Raw genomic sequence first — 13857 nt, 5'->3', positions numbered from 1 at the left:
GGAAAATATATTTGAAAAATGTATAGTGGAGAATGTACTTAAAAAAAACGATACGACAGTGGTCAAAGGAATTATCCAGCGAAAGTTGATTTCTTAAAGTGGTACAAGGCATTGCTGAAAACATGATGTAAGGAGCGAGAACGGTGATTGAAAAAAAAATCGTTGGTGAAAAAGCAGTTGAATTTGTAAAAGATGGCATGACTGTGGGGCTCGGCACTGGTTCGACCGTTTATTATACGATTATTAAACTTGGGCAATTAATGAAAGAAGGTCTTTCGATAAAAGGAGTCCCAACCTCGATTCAAACGGAAAAACTAGCAAACGAATGTGGAATTCCTCTCGCTAACATAAACGAGATTGATTATATTGATGTAGCGATTGATGGGGCAGATGAAGTGGATCCGCAATTAAATCTTATAAAAGGAGGCGGCGGAGCGCTCTTGAGAGAGAAGATTATCGCTAGAGCTGCAAAGGAATTTATTGTCGTTGCTGATCCAGCTAAAATTGTAAACCATTTAGGAGCGTTTCCTCTCCCGATTGAAGTAGTCCCGTTTGGTGTGGAAATGACAAATAAACAGATTCGTTTATTAGGAGCGGAAACGACGATTCGCTATAGCGATGGAACTCCCTACAGGTCTGATAATGGGAATTATGTCATTGACGCAAAGTTTCCCAATATACTTGATCCTATCTCATTAGAACACAAACTTAATTTGATTCCAGGTGTTGTTGAAAATGGCTTGTTTAATCAAATGGCAGATGTTGTGATTACTTTAAATGCTGAAAAAAGTATCGTGATAAAAAATGCTCATGAGAAATAGGAAGTCGAAGTTTCTCGTTAGTTACTAAAACGAAATTTATTGTTAATAGTTTACAAAAAATAACAAATTGATTATGTGATGTCTTTTGTGTATTATTTTAGGTGTTGTTTTGAAAAATACATCATGGAACCGCTTGAACTAAGTTCACAAAGTAGACACAAATTACTTGACTATAAATGATCCAAGGTATAACATGGTTATATAAAGTAACTCACATAATAAAGAGTACCTGGTAAATTATTCTTGATGAACTATAACCTGGTACAAAGATATCAATCATGTTTTTGTTAATTAAGGGGGAATAAAGGGATGGAGTCCATGACCTTTGTTTTATTCGGATCAACGGGGGATTTGGCGAAGAGGAAAATTTTCCCTGCTTTGTATAATTTATATGCAAATCAAAAAATGCCTCAAAAAATCTCCATCATCGCTGTAGGAAGGAAAGAGATGTCAGATAGTGATTTACAAACCTATGTGAAACAATCTTTGCAAACCTTTTCTAGAAGTATAATAGATGATGAAACTAGTTTAGCAGATTTTCTTAGTGCTTTTCGCTATAGCCAATTTGATGCAACAAAGATTGAAGACTATCAATCATTACGTGACCTAGTTGAACAGAGAGAAAAGGAATTACATATTCCTGAAAATAGAATGTTTTATCTTTCTGTTGGTCCAGAGTTTTTCGATCTTATTGCTTTGAATATAAAAGAAAGCGGATTAGGTTCTACAAAGGGTTGGAAACGTTTGATTATTGAAAAACCTTTTGGTCATGATTTAGAATCGGCGCGCCTCTTAAATGCAAACTTAACGAAAGCGTTTGAGGAAGAAGAAATATATCGAATTGACCATTATCTTGGTAAGCCAATGGTTCAAAACCTAGAGGCCTTAGAATTTGCAAACCCAGTTCTGCAAACGCTTTGGAACAATCAACACATCGCAAATGTACAAATAACAGCGAGTGAAACGGTTGGGGTTGAGGAACGAGCAGGCTATTATGATAAATCAGGTGCACTTAGAGATATGTTTCAAAATCATATGTTACAAATGTTAATGATGACAGCGATGCACCAACCAAACCGAATTAGTGCAAGTGACATACGTAATGAAAAAAGAAAAGTAATGGAATCTCTTCGCCCATTAAAAAAAGAAGAGGTTGGATTACACGTCATACGTGGTCAATATACGTCAGGGGAAATTGGCGGGAAACCGGTGAAAAGTTATTTAGAGGAGCCAGGAATTTATTCTACTTCTATGAATGACACCTTCATCGCTGCTGAGCTTTGGATTGATAGTTCATTTTGGAGTGGCGTGCCGTTCTATATTAGAACAGGCAAACGAATGAAAGAAAAGTCTACCCGGATTGTCATTGAATTTAAAGACTCTTCAAAAGAACTTTATAAGGATCAAAATGATAAAGTGGCTCCGAACCTCTTAATCATTGAAGTCAATCCAAATGAAAATGTAACCTTACAATTAAATAGCAAAAACCCATTAAATGGGGAAATCGAACCTATAAAAGTGAATTTTACTTCCGACCAAAAAGATGTACCTGAAGCCTATGAAAGACTCATCTATGATGCTTTTCGTGGTGATTCCACCTTCTTTGCCCATTGGAATGAAGTAGAATTGGCTTGGGAATGGGTACAACCTATTATCGACGCCTTTTCTGAAGGCTCTGTGCCACTCACACATTATGAGTCCGGATCTTACGGGCCAAAAGAAGCAGATCAATTATTACAAAACACCGGTTTTAAATGGTGGTTAGATGAAGAAACTGTTGACTCGAAAAAGGAAGCTGTACTTGTTTAACAAATAAAAGATCATTCAGGGGGATAATAAAATGACACATAATATTGAAACTTTAGCCGTTAATACGATTCGTACTCTATCAATCGATGCAATAAACAGTGCAAATTCAGGACATCCTGGACTACCTATGGGTGCAGCGCCAATGGCGTATGCTTTATGGGCCAATCATTTAGCTCATAATCCTGCACATTCAAAATGGTTTAATCGTGATCGTTTCGTCCTATCAGCAGGACATGGTTCAAGTTTATTATATAGCTTACTTCATTTAACAGGCTATGACGTTTCTATCGAGGATTTAAAAAACTTCCGTAAGCTTAACAGTAAAACACCAGGTCACCCAGAAGTGGGCCATACAGACGGTGTTGAAGCAACAACAGGTCCATTAGGTCAAGGAATTGCGACTTCAGTTGGGATGGCGATGGCAGAAGCACATTTAGCAGCAAAATTTAATCAAAAAGACTTCCCAGTAGTGGATCACTTTACGTATGCATTAGTAGGTGATGGTGACTTAATGGAAGGTGTAGCGTATGAAGCGATGTCTATGGCAGGTCATATGAAACTAGGAAAATTAATCGCATTATATGATTCAAACGAAATTTCTCTAGACGGAGAATTAAACCTTTCATATAGTGAAGATACAAAAAAACGTGCGGAATCTGTTAATTGGCAGTATTTGCGAGTAGAAGATGGAAACGATGTTGAAGCAATCACAAAGGCGATTGAAGAAGCAAAACAAAACCCAGATCAACCAACTTTAATCGAAATTAGAACAATTATTGGCTTCGGTAGCCCGAAAGTTGCTGGAACGAATAAAGCACATGGTAACCCACTTGGTGCAGAAGAAGCGAAAGCAACAAAATTAGCGTATGACTGGAATTATGAAGAAGATTTCTATGTACCAGAAGAAGTAAAAGCTCATTTTGCAGAGTTAAAACAAGCTGGTGGCGAAAAAGAAGCACAATGGAATACATTATTTGCAGCTTACAAAGAAGCTTGTCCAGCATTGGCAAGTGAACTTTCCGATGCGATTGATGGAAAAGTGCTAATTGAAGCACAAGACATTTTAACTTTTGACACGGATAAAGAAGTTTCAACTCGAGTGGCAAGCGGACAAGCCATTAACCACTTTGTTAAGACTGTTCCTTCAATCTTTGGCGGCAGTGCTGATCTGTCAGGCTCTACGATGACAGATATTAAAGGCGAAGCGAAATTTGCTGTTGAATCATTTGCTGGCCGAAATGTGTACTTCGGTGTTCGTGAACACGCAATGGGAGCAGCAGGTAACGGGATGGCTCTTCACGGAGGCGTAAAACCATTTGTTAGTACATTCTTTGTCTTCAATGATTATTTACGTCCATCTATCCGTTTAGCTGCAATATCAAAACTTCCAGTAACATATGTGTTTACACATGATTCCGTTGCGGTAGGAGAAGATGGTCCAACACATGAACCAATCGAACAATTGACGGCTCTTCGTGCGATCCCTGGCCTTACAGTGATCCGTCCAAGTGACGCCAATGAAACAGCAAGTGCATGGGCATATGCATTACAAAACGTAGATGGTCCAGTTGCGTTAGTTCTAAGCCGACAAAACTTGCCTGTGTTTGAAGAAACAAAAGGCAATATTGAGAATCTGTCTAAAGGTGCATACGTACTAACGGAAACAAATGAAAATCCAGATCTTATTTTACTGGCTACAGGATCTGAAGTATCGCTTGCTGCTAGTGCTAAGCAAGAACTTGAAAAAGAAAATGTATCGGTTCGTGTTGTGGCAATCCCAAGTTGGGAGCTTTTCAATAGCCAATCAAAAGAATACCAACAACAAGTCTTACCGGCTTCCGTTACGAAACGTGTTGCATTAGAAATGGGTATTTCTCTTGGCTGGGAACGTTTTGTAGGCCATGAAGGAAGAATCTTATCGATTGACACATTCGGAGCATCTGGTAGCGGAGCATCTGTATTGGAATACTTCGGCTTTACTACTGAGAACGTTGTGAAAATCTCAAAAGAATTGCTAAATTCTTAATCAAGAATTTGCACATGAATGATAATAAATCTGCGTTTTCTAATTGAGCGAATTGATTAAATGGTCAAAGAAGGAAATTAGAAAGCGTGGGATTTATATATATATATGCTTGTACTATCTTAGGAGGCGTCATCATGAAAGTCGGATTAATCGGTTTAGGGAAAATGGGGTTAAATATCGGTCAAAATTTATTGGATCACAACCATGAAGTAGTAGCATTTGATGTAAATCCCACAGCAGTCCAAGAAATGAAAAACTTTGGTGCAACGGGAACATCTAGCTATCAAGAACTTGTTGAAAATTTAGACAAACCTAGGGTTCTTTGGATTATGGTCCCTCATTCTGTTGTTGATTCAGTAATCGATGAAGTGAAACCTTTCCTTGAACCTGGAGATATTGTGATTGAAGCTGGTAACTCTCATTATAAGGAATCTATTCGCCGCTACAATTATTTTAAAGAAATTGGGGTAAACTTCTTAGACGCAGGTACTTCTGGCGGTATGGAAGGTGCGCGTAATGGTGCCAATTATATGGTAGGTGGCGATGCGGAAGCATGGTCGATCGTTGAACCAATTTTCCGTGATACCTCTGTAGAAAACGGCTATATTTTCACAGGTAAAGCAGGCGGAGGTCATTTCCTGAAAATGGTTCATAACGGGATTGAATACGGAATGATGGCTGCCATTGGTGAAGGATTTGAGATTCTAGAAAAAAGTGAATTTGACTATGATTATGAAAAAGTTGCAAGGGTTTGGAACAACGGATCTGTTATTCGATCATGGTTAATGGAATTGACAGAAAATGCTTTCTCTAAAGATGCAAAACTTGATGATATCAAAGGGGTCATGCATTCTTCAGGTGAAGGTAAATGGACGCTCGAAACAGCTTTAGACCTTCAAATGGCGACACCAGTCATTGCGATGTCCTTGTTAATGCGTTATCGCTCATTAGATGAAGATACGTTTACAGGGAAAGTTGTCTCAGCACTCCGCAATGAGTTTGGTGGACATGCTGTAGAGAAGAAGTAAGAAAGCAACAACAAAACATCCATGAGGGTCTGCCTTAAAGCCTAACGGTAAACAAGGTTAAGTTCTAAAAACTGTATCACCTTATGAAAGTGGCGGTGTGGAGCTGGTTTTTTAGAAACCCCGCCCCTTTTCAACAGAAAATAATTTATATGAAAATATGGGGGTAATTTATAATGAAATTTTTTATCGATACTGCGAATCTTGAGGATATTAAAAAAGCGTATAAAATTGGCGTTCTTTCTGGCGTAACAACAAATCCATCTTTAGTTGCTAAAGAAGGCGTTAAATTCGAAGATCGTATTGAAGAAATCCTAAAAGCTGTACCAGTTGTTGAATCTGTATCTGCAGAAGTAACTCCTGCTGCCGTTTCAGCTGAAGAAATGATCGCAGAAGCAGAGGAATTGATCAAAATCAATGGTGGGGATAAGAAGGTAACAATCAAAGTTCCGATGACTTTAGCTGGCCTAGAAACGACTCGTTATCTTGCAGAAAAAGGTGTTAAAGTTAACGTAACTCTTATTTTCACTGTAAACCAAGCACTTTTAGCAGCTCGTGCTGGTGCTGCTTATGTATCACCATTCTTAGGACGTTTAGATGATATTTCTGAAGATGGTGTTCAATTGGTAGCGAAAATCGCTGAACTATTCCGCGTTCATCAATTAGATTCACAAATCATTGCCGCTTCTGTTCGTCATCCAGATCACGTAACTCGTGTAGCAATGGCTGGTGCTCATATCGCGACAATTCCATACAGTGTTATTGAGCAACTTACTAAACACCCACTTACAGATCAAGGCATTGAGAAATTTGCTGCTGATTGGGAAAAAGCTCCTAAAAACTAATTGTAAATAAAGACCATTTGTATGGTTTTCTATAAGGTGTTAGTTTCTTATCGATTTACCTGGAATAAATTATTCCAGGTAAATGTAAAGAATCTAGCGCCTTTTATGTTGATAAAATGGATGCCATAATAGGAGCATCTTAGTGCAATGTATCAGAATGACACCAACGGAAACCAGTGTTTTAAAGAGTTCTTAAAAAAATTCTACTTTGATATTTATGCCGCATTAACGGGCAGTAACCCCTCACTGATGGACGTATCATTTATTCAAGAAATGATCTCCAGCATTTACTACAAAACCTTTACGATCCTTAGCTACATACTTCATAAGATATCACCAGTTTGTACATATGAACGAACTGTATAAAAACCACTTCTACAGTTTAATCTAGTAATGACTAGGTTATTTTAGAATTGCAAAATTTGAACGGTTGTTATATAATGTGTAATCGGAACATAAGTACAAAAAAATGAACAGCTAGTTCACAGGGGGAAAAAGAATGGATCATACAATGAAAAGGACTGATCGTCCACCGTACGGAATGCTTGCCGTACTGATGATTGGTGCTTTTATAGCTTTTTTAAATAATACTTTACTAAATATCGCATTGCCTTCAATTATGAAAGACTTAAATGTGGACACATCGACTGTGCAGTGGTTGAGTACCGGTTTTATGTTAGTAAACGGGATTTTGATTCCAACTACGGCCTTTTTAATTCAAAAATATTCTGTACGCCGTCTTTTCTTAGTAGCGATGGCTTTATTCACGCTCGGTACGATTCTCGCTGGATTTGCCCATGCATTTCCACTTTTATTAATCGGTAGAATGGTTCAAGCTTCTGGTTCTGCAATCATGATGCCGTTGTTAATGAATGTCATGTTAACGAGCTTTCCTGTGGAAAAAAGGGGAGCTGCAATGGGAGTATTCGGATTAGTTTTAATGGGGGCTCCAGCCATTGGTCCGACTTTATCAGGTTGGATCATTGAACACTATGACTGGAGAATGCTATTTCATTTTGTGACACCGATTGCTGTTATTGTTCTTTTGATTGGCGTTTTCTTGCTTAAAGATAAAAAGGAAAAAGTGGATATCCGTCTAGATCTATTTTCGGTTCTTCTATCCAGTCTAGGATTTGGTGGGTTACTATATGGCTTTAGTTCTGCTGGTTCGAAAGGCTGGGATAGTCCGTACGTATACGGAACACTAATCATTGGAGTCGTTGCATTGGTTTCGTTTATTTTACGTCAGTTTAAATTAGAAAGACCTATGCTTGAATTTAGAATCTATAAATATCCAATGTTTGCTTTATCATCAGCCATTTCCATGACGATTACGATGGCTATGTTTTCGGCTATGATATTACTCCCTATTTATGTCCAAACGATTCGTGGAATATCTCCTATGGATGCAGGGTTAATGTTGTTGCCAGGGGCGATCTTGATGGCCGTCATGTCACCAATTAATGGGAAGTTATTTGACAAGTTCGGTGGACGTATATTAGCCGTCATTGGTTTAGCGATTACTACAATCACGAGTTATTATTTCAGTAAGTTAACTCTTGATACGTCTTATACGTACTTAATGGTTTTATACTCAGCCCGGATGTTTGGGATGTCTATGGTGATGATGCCAGTTTCGACGAATGGTTTAAATCAATTACCAGCGCGCTATTACCCACACGGGACAGCAATGAACAATACAATGCAACAAGTATCTGGTGCTATAGGTACGGCATTATTGGTAACGATTATGTCGAATCGTACCCAAACGCATGCGACTGAGTTAGCTGCAAATGCAATGAAAAATGTGGTTGGGCAACCATCCGTTGCACAAGCTGCAGAGATGAAACAACAAATTATGATGCAAGCAATGTTAGAAGGAATTAATGATGCTTTCTTAGTGACTGTTGGTATTGCTGGCGTTGCTCTAATTCTGGCTTTCTTTATAAAAAGGGCCAAACAAGCGGAAGATACAATAGCAAGAAAACCGTCCGATAAAAAGGTAACAACGAAATTAGCGAAGAATTAAAAGAGATGCAGTATTAGGCATCTTTTGAAAACACCTAAAAAGACTATTAATCGATAAGTCATTAAAAAAAGGGTTAGAATCTACCATTATATACAGTATTAATTAGTGTTTATAACACGATAAACTGTATATTAATGTGGATACTGACCCTTTTACTATTATGTAGATGCCGATTACAATTTTGAAAGCCCTCTCAATGAAAACTGTTTTGCTGACAAATCTTCATTTCCTTTTTAATCTGTGTTTGTTGACAGGTAGTAAAAGACACGATATTATTATCTTTAATTAATAATGAATTAATTAAAGATAAGTGAATTCAAATGATTAAAAATGTACGATCTAATATAGTAAGCCATAGGGAGTATTGTGAAAATCGGAGGGATTTATATGGAAGCATTTGATCAGTTAGTAAGAGAGAGACGTTCGGTACATAATTTTTTAGACAATTATCCGATTACTGCAAAAGAACTCAACGAAATTTTCGAACTAGTAAAAATGGGACCATCTGCATTCAATTTGCAACATACGGATTATCTAGTTGTGATGGATCCAGAAGTGAAGGAAGGTGTCAAAAAGGCAGCCAATGGCCAATACAAAGTAGGGACAGCTTCAGCTGTTATTATCGTATTGGGCGATAAAGAAGCATTTAAAGATGCTGCACGTATTTATGAAGGCCTTCTTATGTTAGGTATGTTGAGTAAACAAGAATATGATCATGAAGTTCAAGATGTCATGTCTCTCTATGAAAGCAGAGGAGAAGTATTTCAACGAGAGGAAGCGATTCGGAATGCTTCTTTATCAGCGATGTTGTTTATGTTGGCAGCCAAAAGTAAGGGATGGGATACTTGCCCAATGATCGGATTTGATCCAGATCAGTTAAAGCAATTATTATCTATATCAGATCAATACGAACCAGTTCTAATGATTGCGATTGGCAAAGAAAAAATCCAGAGTAGAAAGCCACGAGGATACCGTAAACCAGTAGCTGAATTTGTGAAGTACCTATAAGCGATACAGTCCTATCTTGAATGGAGGATTAAGAGACTGTCTGAAAAGGGTGACTATACATCTACTATCTATTGTTTCTTCCGTATTAATGGGCAGTAAGCCCCCCACCTAAAAGCTTATGAGGTAGGGGACAAATGCCCGTAACAGCCCGATTGTTGAGCTATAGGGAAACTTAGCTTTGGGGTTTCCAAAGGTATAGGTGAACCAATCGGGTTCGTACTATCGATTGATCGAGGCGAAAGCGAGGATCAGAGCGACAGTAGATCGGGACTAACCATCAATGGGGGAGGGAGAAAAACCCGCACTGATGGAAGTTTCACTTTATATGATGGAATAGACATAATGAGCGATGGGTAGAGTGTGGGTTCATCTGTTGGAACTTAACTTCTAGACCCAATTATATTTTTAGAAATTCGCTGTGAGTTGGGTGAATAGCTTCCCAATTTGATTCGCTGTTTTGGAACCTGCTACTTCTGCAATTTCGCTAAGTACATTTTGCCGCTGGACTGTATCAAAAACATTAATATTTCTTCCTGCTAGTATGCGGCTTATATTGTACGCTTCATTTTGGGTTAGGCTAACTCCATGCTGACTTGCGATGGATTGTAATTCATAATCCTTAATTTTATTAATTTTGTGATTGATCATCGTTTCAAATAATTTCATCTATTGAACCTCCTTTTTGCTACCATATGGATAACATATGATGGAAGTGGGCTTAAGTGAACCATACTTTATAAGTAATACAGGCTATTTCTAAGCGTGTAGGCTTAGTTTCTTTACAATTTGCCGTATTTCTTATATACTACTTTAAGTAAATCGTAACGATTCTTATAAAAATAAAATAGGTGATCGAATTGAATAATGAGAAAGTGATGCCGATTATTAAGATTGAGGATGTTTCCTACAAATATTCAAAAGATCTGGTTTTAGAAGATGTCTCACTTCATGTACCACAGGGGGCCTTTTTAGCGATTGTTGGTCCGAATGGTTCGGGAAAGTCGACATTGCTGAAATTAGTTCTCGGCGTATTGAAGCTACAAAAAGGGAATGTTGAATTATTTGGCAAGCCCATTCGTCAATTTAAAGATTGGCAGAAGATTGGCTTTGTTTCACAGAAAGCTAATTCTTTTAATTCTGGTTTTCCGGCAACCGTTTTTGAAGTAGTACAAAGCGGCTTAACCAAAAAAATAGGCTTATTTAAAATCCCACGCAAAGAACATAAAAAAAAGGTTGTTAAAGCGCTAGAGTCTGTCGGTATGCTAAGCTTTAAGGATCGGAATATTGGCGAGCTATCCGGTGGGCAGCAGCAAAGAGTCTTCATTGCTCGGTCTCTTGTCAGTGAACCCGAATTGATGATTTTGGATGAGCCAACAGTAGGTGTTGATCAAAACAATGTCCAACAATTTTATGAAATTCTTGAAATGATGAATAAACAATTAGGGATTACCCTTATTTTAGTTACTCATGATGTTGCGACTGTAACGGATAAGGTGACGCATGTCGCGTGTATCAATAAAACGCTGCACTTCCATGGAGATGCATGTGAATATAACGAATTAAATGAAGAAGAACTGTCCTCTATATACGGTCATGGGGTTCAGCTACTCAGTCATAATCATTAAGAGGTTGGAGGTCACCCATGATTTCGGGTATTTTGCAGTATGAATTTTTACAAAATGCATTTCTAACAGGCTTGATTATTGGTGCGTTGGCTCCACTAATCGGGGTATTCGTAGTGGTACGAAGAATGTCGATGATCGCGGACGCTCTCAGCCATGTCGCCCTAGCAGGAATTGCATTTAGCTTATTATTAGAAAAGAACTTTATTGCAATGGCAGGTCTGAATCCATTGTATATGGGAATGACGTTTTCGGTTGTAGGTTCTTTGTTTATTGAAAAGCTGAGAAATGTCTACAAACACTTTAAAGAACTTGCGATTCCGATTATTTTATCGAGTGGAATCGGTTTAAGTGCAATTTTCATTTCACTTGCAAACGGCTTTAATACAGATTTGTATGGGTATTTATTTGGCAGTGTTAGTGCCGTCAGCCGAACAGACTTGCAACTTATTATTGTTGTATCTATCTTTGTGATCATAACTTTAGTCTTATTATATAAAGAACTATTCTTATTGTCTTTTGATGAAGAGCATGCAAAGGCATCAGGAATTCCTTCAAAAGTCATTCATTTTATCTTCATTGTTATGGTTGCGCTTGTCATTGCTGCGTCGATGCGGATTGTTGGTATTTTGCTTGTGTCATCACTAATGACGATACCGGTTGCGGCTAGTCTCCGCTTTGCCAAAGGCTTTAAACAGATGATATTTTATTCTGTGATATTTGGGGAGATTTCAGTCATTTCTGGTCTGTTTTTATCGTATTATCTCGACCTTGCACCTGGTGGTACTATTGTCATGCTTACTGTATTAATATTAGTTCTCTCGATTCTTATTGGAAAAATCAAAACACGTTTTGCATAAGGTAGGGTGATTATTATGAACGTAACAACAGCGATGCAATTATTAAAAGATAAAGGCTATAAGCATACTGGGAAACGAGAAGAAATGCTTCAATTATTTTCTTCAAGTGATAAATATTTAACTGCGAAGGATGTCCTTGAGAATATGAAATCGGATTACCCAGGACTTAGCTTTGATACCATTTACCGTAATCTTTCTCTCTTTGTGGATTTAGGGGTATTTGAAACAACAGAATTAGCAGGTGAGAAGCATTTCCGTTTCACTTGTGGCCATAATTCCCACCATCACCATTTTATTTGTTTAGAGTGTGGTAAAACGAAGGAGATCGAAACTTGTCCCATGAATGGCTTAAATGAAAGTCTGCATGATTATGATATCTCTGGTCATAAATTTGAAATTTATGGAAAATGTCCGAGTTGTGTTAATCTTTAAAAAACCATCTAGTGATGGTTTTTTTTCACAAGAAAGGCATTAATACGTTTTTGTGTCTAACACAACCGTCTAGCTCCTTGTTATAAAAAAGAGGATTGAATCAAGAAGATAGAGAATATCTTCTTGGTTCAATCCCTACGTATTTCAGAAGCTGTTTTTAGGTATTTGGTCTTTTCTTATTTCAACCAATTCTCCACCCATTTTTCCACTTCATGCCAATGATAAACTCGAATAACGCCGTCAGGAATGGGATCTTGATTGTAAGGTGTATCGAACAATAATACGGGAATATTGCATTCTTTTGCAATAGCTACAGCATTGTCGTGCTTGTCTTCGATAAAAAGATCGACCTCGAATTTCTTCGCTGTGGCTACTTTATCGTGTGATCCAATCAATTCAATATGCTTGTATTGTAATTCTTGCTTTGAAAACCAAGTTTCTGTTACATCCAACATCGCATTATTTCTAGCACTAATAAAGTAAAGATCATGCGTACTAGCCCATTTACGCAAAACTTCTTTTGCACCGTCTACAAGAATGGAGTCAGCATAAATAATGGGTTCATTCTCGATAAACCATTTAGAGAATTCTTCTTCGGGAACTTTTACAAAAGGATTGAAGTCATATTGATTCATTTCTTCATATGTAAGTGATAATTGAAAAGCTTTATTTAAATATGGAACAAATGTATCAGGTCTAGTAATCGTTCCATCAATATCAATACCAAGTCGTTTACGCAAGCTAATTATCCCCCTTATTAAGTCTAAATTCAAGTGTAACACTAGTAAATGTAACCATGCAAAGAAATAATTTTCATGAGGTTTTTGACGGAAATCACATACACTATAAATGCTCCTAAAAACGAAAGTGAGGGATGCACGTATGGAAGAAGATCGTTATTCCAGCATGGATGATGAAAAGAGAAAATCCAAGAAGCTTGAGACAGTGGAGAATCACTTAGATACAACGGCACTGGGCGAGGAAGATCAGGTAGTCATATCAGATATAAATCGCAGTTATGAGACTGTACCAGTAGCTACTGAGGCGGTGCCTGTAGTAACTGAGAAGAAAGACATTTCTTCCCACCGGTATGATGAGGAAACATCTGCAGAATTTGCTGAGCCAATGGGTAACCGTGCTTACTCAGTAAGAGACCGTGATGATGTTAATGGAAAAACAGGTACAGGATTTGGCGCATTTGCTTTGATTGTGTCTATTCTTTCCCTGTTCTTCATGCCAGTATTCTTAGGAATTGCCGGGATTATTCTTGGATTCATTGCTCGCAGAAGAGGGGCATCAACTCTTGGTGCATGGGCAATAGGTGTTGGGGTGGTTTCCATTATCGTAGGAATCTTTATCATGCCGTTTTTTTAAAAAGAC

The 13857-nt window shown here is 37.8% G+C and carries 13 protein-coding genes and 1 pseudogene; 11 read left to right on the top strand and 3 right to left on the bottom strand.

What is annotated here, in order from left to right; translation table 11 throughout:
• Positions 1 to 197 precede the first annotated feature (197 nt).
• Complete coding sequence (rpiA, locus tag JNUCC23_RS14640) at positions 198 to 821, top strand: ribose-5-phosphate isomerase RpiA (RefSeq protein ID WP_454216087.1); 624 nt, start codon at positions 198 to 200, stop codon at positions 819 to 821.
• A 287-nt stretch (positions 822 to 1108) separates the two neighbouring features.
• Here the strand turns inward: rpiA and JNUCC23_RS14635 are convergent.
• A pseudogene (locus JNUCC23_RS14635) lies at positions 1109 to 1198 on the bottom strand (hypothetical protein); the annotation flags it as partial.
• Here JNUCC23_RS14635 and zwf point away from each other — a divergent pair.
• From zwf to JNUCC23_RS14605, 6 genes are all read left to right on the top strand, one after another.
• On the top strand, positions 1173 to 2630 hold the full coding sequence (zwf, locus tag JNUCC23_RS14630) for a glucose-6-phosphate dehydrogenase (protein ID WP_454216085.1): 1458 nt from the start codon (positions 1173 to 1175) through the stop codon (positions 2628 to 2630). The pseudogene JNUCC23_RS14635 and the gene zwf sit on opposite strands and share 26 nt — an antisense overlap.
• Positions 2631 to 2661: 31 nt before the next feature.
• Positions 2662 to 4656: a transketolase gene (tkt, locus tag JNUCC23_RS14625; protein ID WP_062177963.1), complete on the top strand. Its 1995-nt coding sequence runs from the start codon at positions 2662 to 2664 to the stop codon at positions 4654 to 4656.
• Positions 4657 to 4790: 134 nt separating this feature from the next.
• The gene (gnd, locus tag JNUCC23_RS14620) at positions 4791 to 5684 is read left to right on the top strand and encodes a phosphogluconate dehydrogenase (NAD(+)-dependent, decarboxylating) (protein ID WP_062177967.1); all 894 of its coding nucleotides are present in this window, start codon (positions 4791 to 4793) and stop codon (positions 5682 to 5684) included.
• 173 nt (positions 5685 to 5857) lie between these two features.
• Positions 5858 to 6526: a fructose-6-phosphate aldolase gene (fsa, locus tag JNUCC23_RS14615; protein WP_403070046.1), complete on the top strand. Its 669-nt coding sequence runs from the start codon at positions 5858 to 5860 to the stop codon at positions 6524 to 6526.
• A 499-nt stretch (positions 6527 to 7025) separates the two neighbouring features.
• Complete coding sequence (locus JNUCC23_RS14610; protein ID WP_403070049.1) at positions 7026 to 8555, top strand: DHA2 family efflux MFS transporter permease subunit; 1530 nt, start codon at positions 7026 to 7028, stop codon at positions 8553 to 8555.
• 387 nt (positions 8556 to 8942) lie between these two features.
• Entirely contained in the window at positions 8943 to 9563 is a 621-nt protein-coding gene (locus JNUCC23_RS14605; RefSeq protein WP_454212088.1) for a nitroreductase family protein, read from the top strand.
• 405 nt (positions 9564 to 9968) lie between these two features.
• Here the strand turns inward: JNUCC23_RS14605 and JNUCC23_RS14600 are convergent, their stop codons facing one another.
• The gene (locus tag JNUCC23_RS14600; protein ID WP_062177980.1) at positions 9969 to 10229 is read right to left on the bottom strand and encodes a DUF2624 family protein; all 261 of its coding nucleotides are present in this window, start codon (positions 10227 to 10229) and stop codon (positions 9969 to 9971) included.
• A 209-nt stretch (positions 10230 to 10438) separates the two neighbouring features.
• On the opposite strand from JNUCC23_RS14600, the gene JNUCC23_RS14595 reads away from it, so the two are divergent.
• The 3 genes from JNUCC23_RS14595 to JNUCC23_RS14585 are packed head-to-tail and all read left to right on the top strand — an operon-like array spanning position 10439 to position 12477.
• Positions 10439 to 11188: a metal ABC transporter ATP-binding protein gene (locus JNUCC23_RS14595; RefSeq protein WP_062183061.1), complete on the top strand. Its 750-nt coding sequence runs from the start codon at positions 10439 to 10441 to the stop codon at positions 11186 to 11188.
• A 17-nt stretch (positions 11189 to 11205) separates the two neighbouring features.
• A complete protein-coding gene (locus tag JNUCC23_RS14590) occupies positions 11206 to 12045 on the top strand; it encodes a metal ABC transporter permease (protein WP_062177983.1) in 840 nt (279 codons plus the stop codon).
• 15 nt (positions 12046 to 12060) lie between these two features.
• The gene (locus JNUCC23_RS14585) at positions 12061 to 12477 is read left to right on the top strand and encodes a Fur family transcriptional regulator (RefSeq protein WP_454212086.1); all 417 of its coding nucleotides are present in this window, start codon (positions 12061 to 12063) and stop codon (positions 12475 to 12477) included.
• A 176-nt stretch (positions 12478 to 12653) separates the two neighbouring features.
• Here JNUCC23_RS14585 and JNUCC23_RS14580 read toward each other — a convergent pair whose 3' ends face one another.
• Entirely contained in the window at positions 12654 to 13217 is a 564-nt protein-coding gene (locus tag JNUCC23_RS14580; protein WP_454212084.1) for a 5' nucleotidase, NT5C type, read from the bottom strand.
• Positions 13218 to 13482: 265 nt separating this feature from the next.
• On the opposite strand from JNUCC23_RS14580, the gene JNUCC23_RS14575 reads away from it, so the two are divergent.
• Entirely contained in the window at positions 13483 to 13851 is a 369-nt protein-coding gene (locus JNUCC23_RS14575; RefSeq protein ID WP_062183064.1) for a DUF4190 domain-containing protein, read from the top strand.
• Positions 13852 to 13857 lie beyond the last annotated feature (6 nt).

The organism is Peribacillus sp. JNUCC 23, assembly GCF_053653995.1.
This window is presented reverse-complemented; position numbering and strand designations above follow the sequence as displayed.

Bases quoted from the DNA above. Each gene is read 5' to 3' on its own strand.
- JNUCC23_RS14595 (WP_062183061.1), top strand. From the start codon at position 10,439: ATGCCGATTATTAAGATTGAGGATGTTTCCTACAAATATTCAAAAGAT.
- JNUCC23_RS14605 (WP_454212088.1), top strand. From the start codon at position 8,943: ATGGAAGCATTTGATCAGTTAGTAAGAGAGAGACGTTCGGTACATAAT.
- fsa (WP_403070046.1), top strand. From the start codon at position 5,858: ATGAAATTTTTTATCGATACTGCGAATCTTGAGGATATTAAAAAAGCG.
- gnd (WP_062177967.1), top strand. From the start codon at position 4,791: ATGAAAGTCGGATTAATCGGTTTAGGGAAAATGGGGTTAAATATCGGT.
- tkt (WP_062177963.1), top strand. From the start codon at position 2,662: ATGACACATAATATTGAAACTTTAGCCGTTAATACGATTCGTACTCTA.
- JNUCC23_RS14590 (WP_062177983.1), top strand. From the start codon at position 11,206: ATGATTTCGGGTATTTTGCAGTATGAATTTTTACAAAATGCATTTCTA.
- JNUCC23_RS14610 (WP_403070049.1), top strand. From the start codon at position 7,026: ATGGATCATACAATGAAAAGGACTGATCGTCCACCGTACGGAATGCTT.
- JNUCC23_RS14600 (WP_062177980.1), bottom strand. From the start codon at position 10,229: ATGAAATTATTTGAAACGATGATCAATCACAAAATTAATAAAATTAAG.
- JNUCC23_RS14585 (WP_454212086.1), top strand. From the start codon at position 12,061: ATGAACGTAACAACAGCGATGCAATTATTAAAAGATAAAGGCTATAAG.
- rpiA (WP_454216087.1), top strand. From the start codon at position 198: ATGACTGTGGGGCTCGGCACTGGTTCGACCGTTTATTATACGATTATT.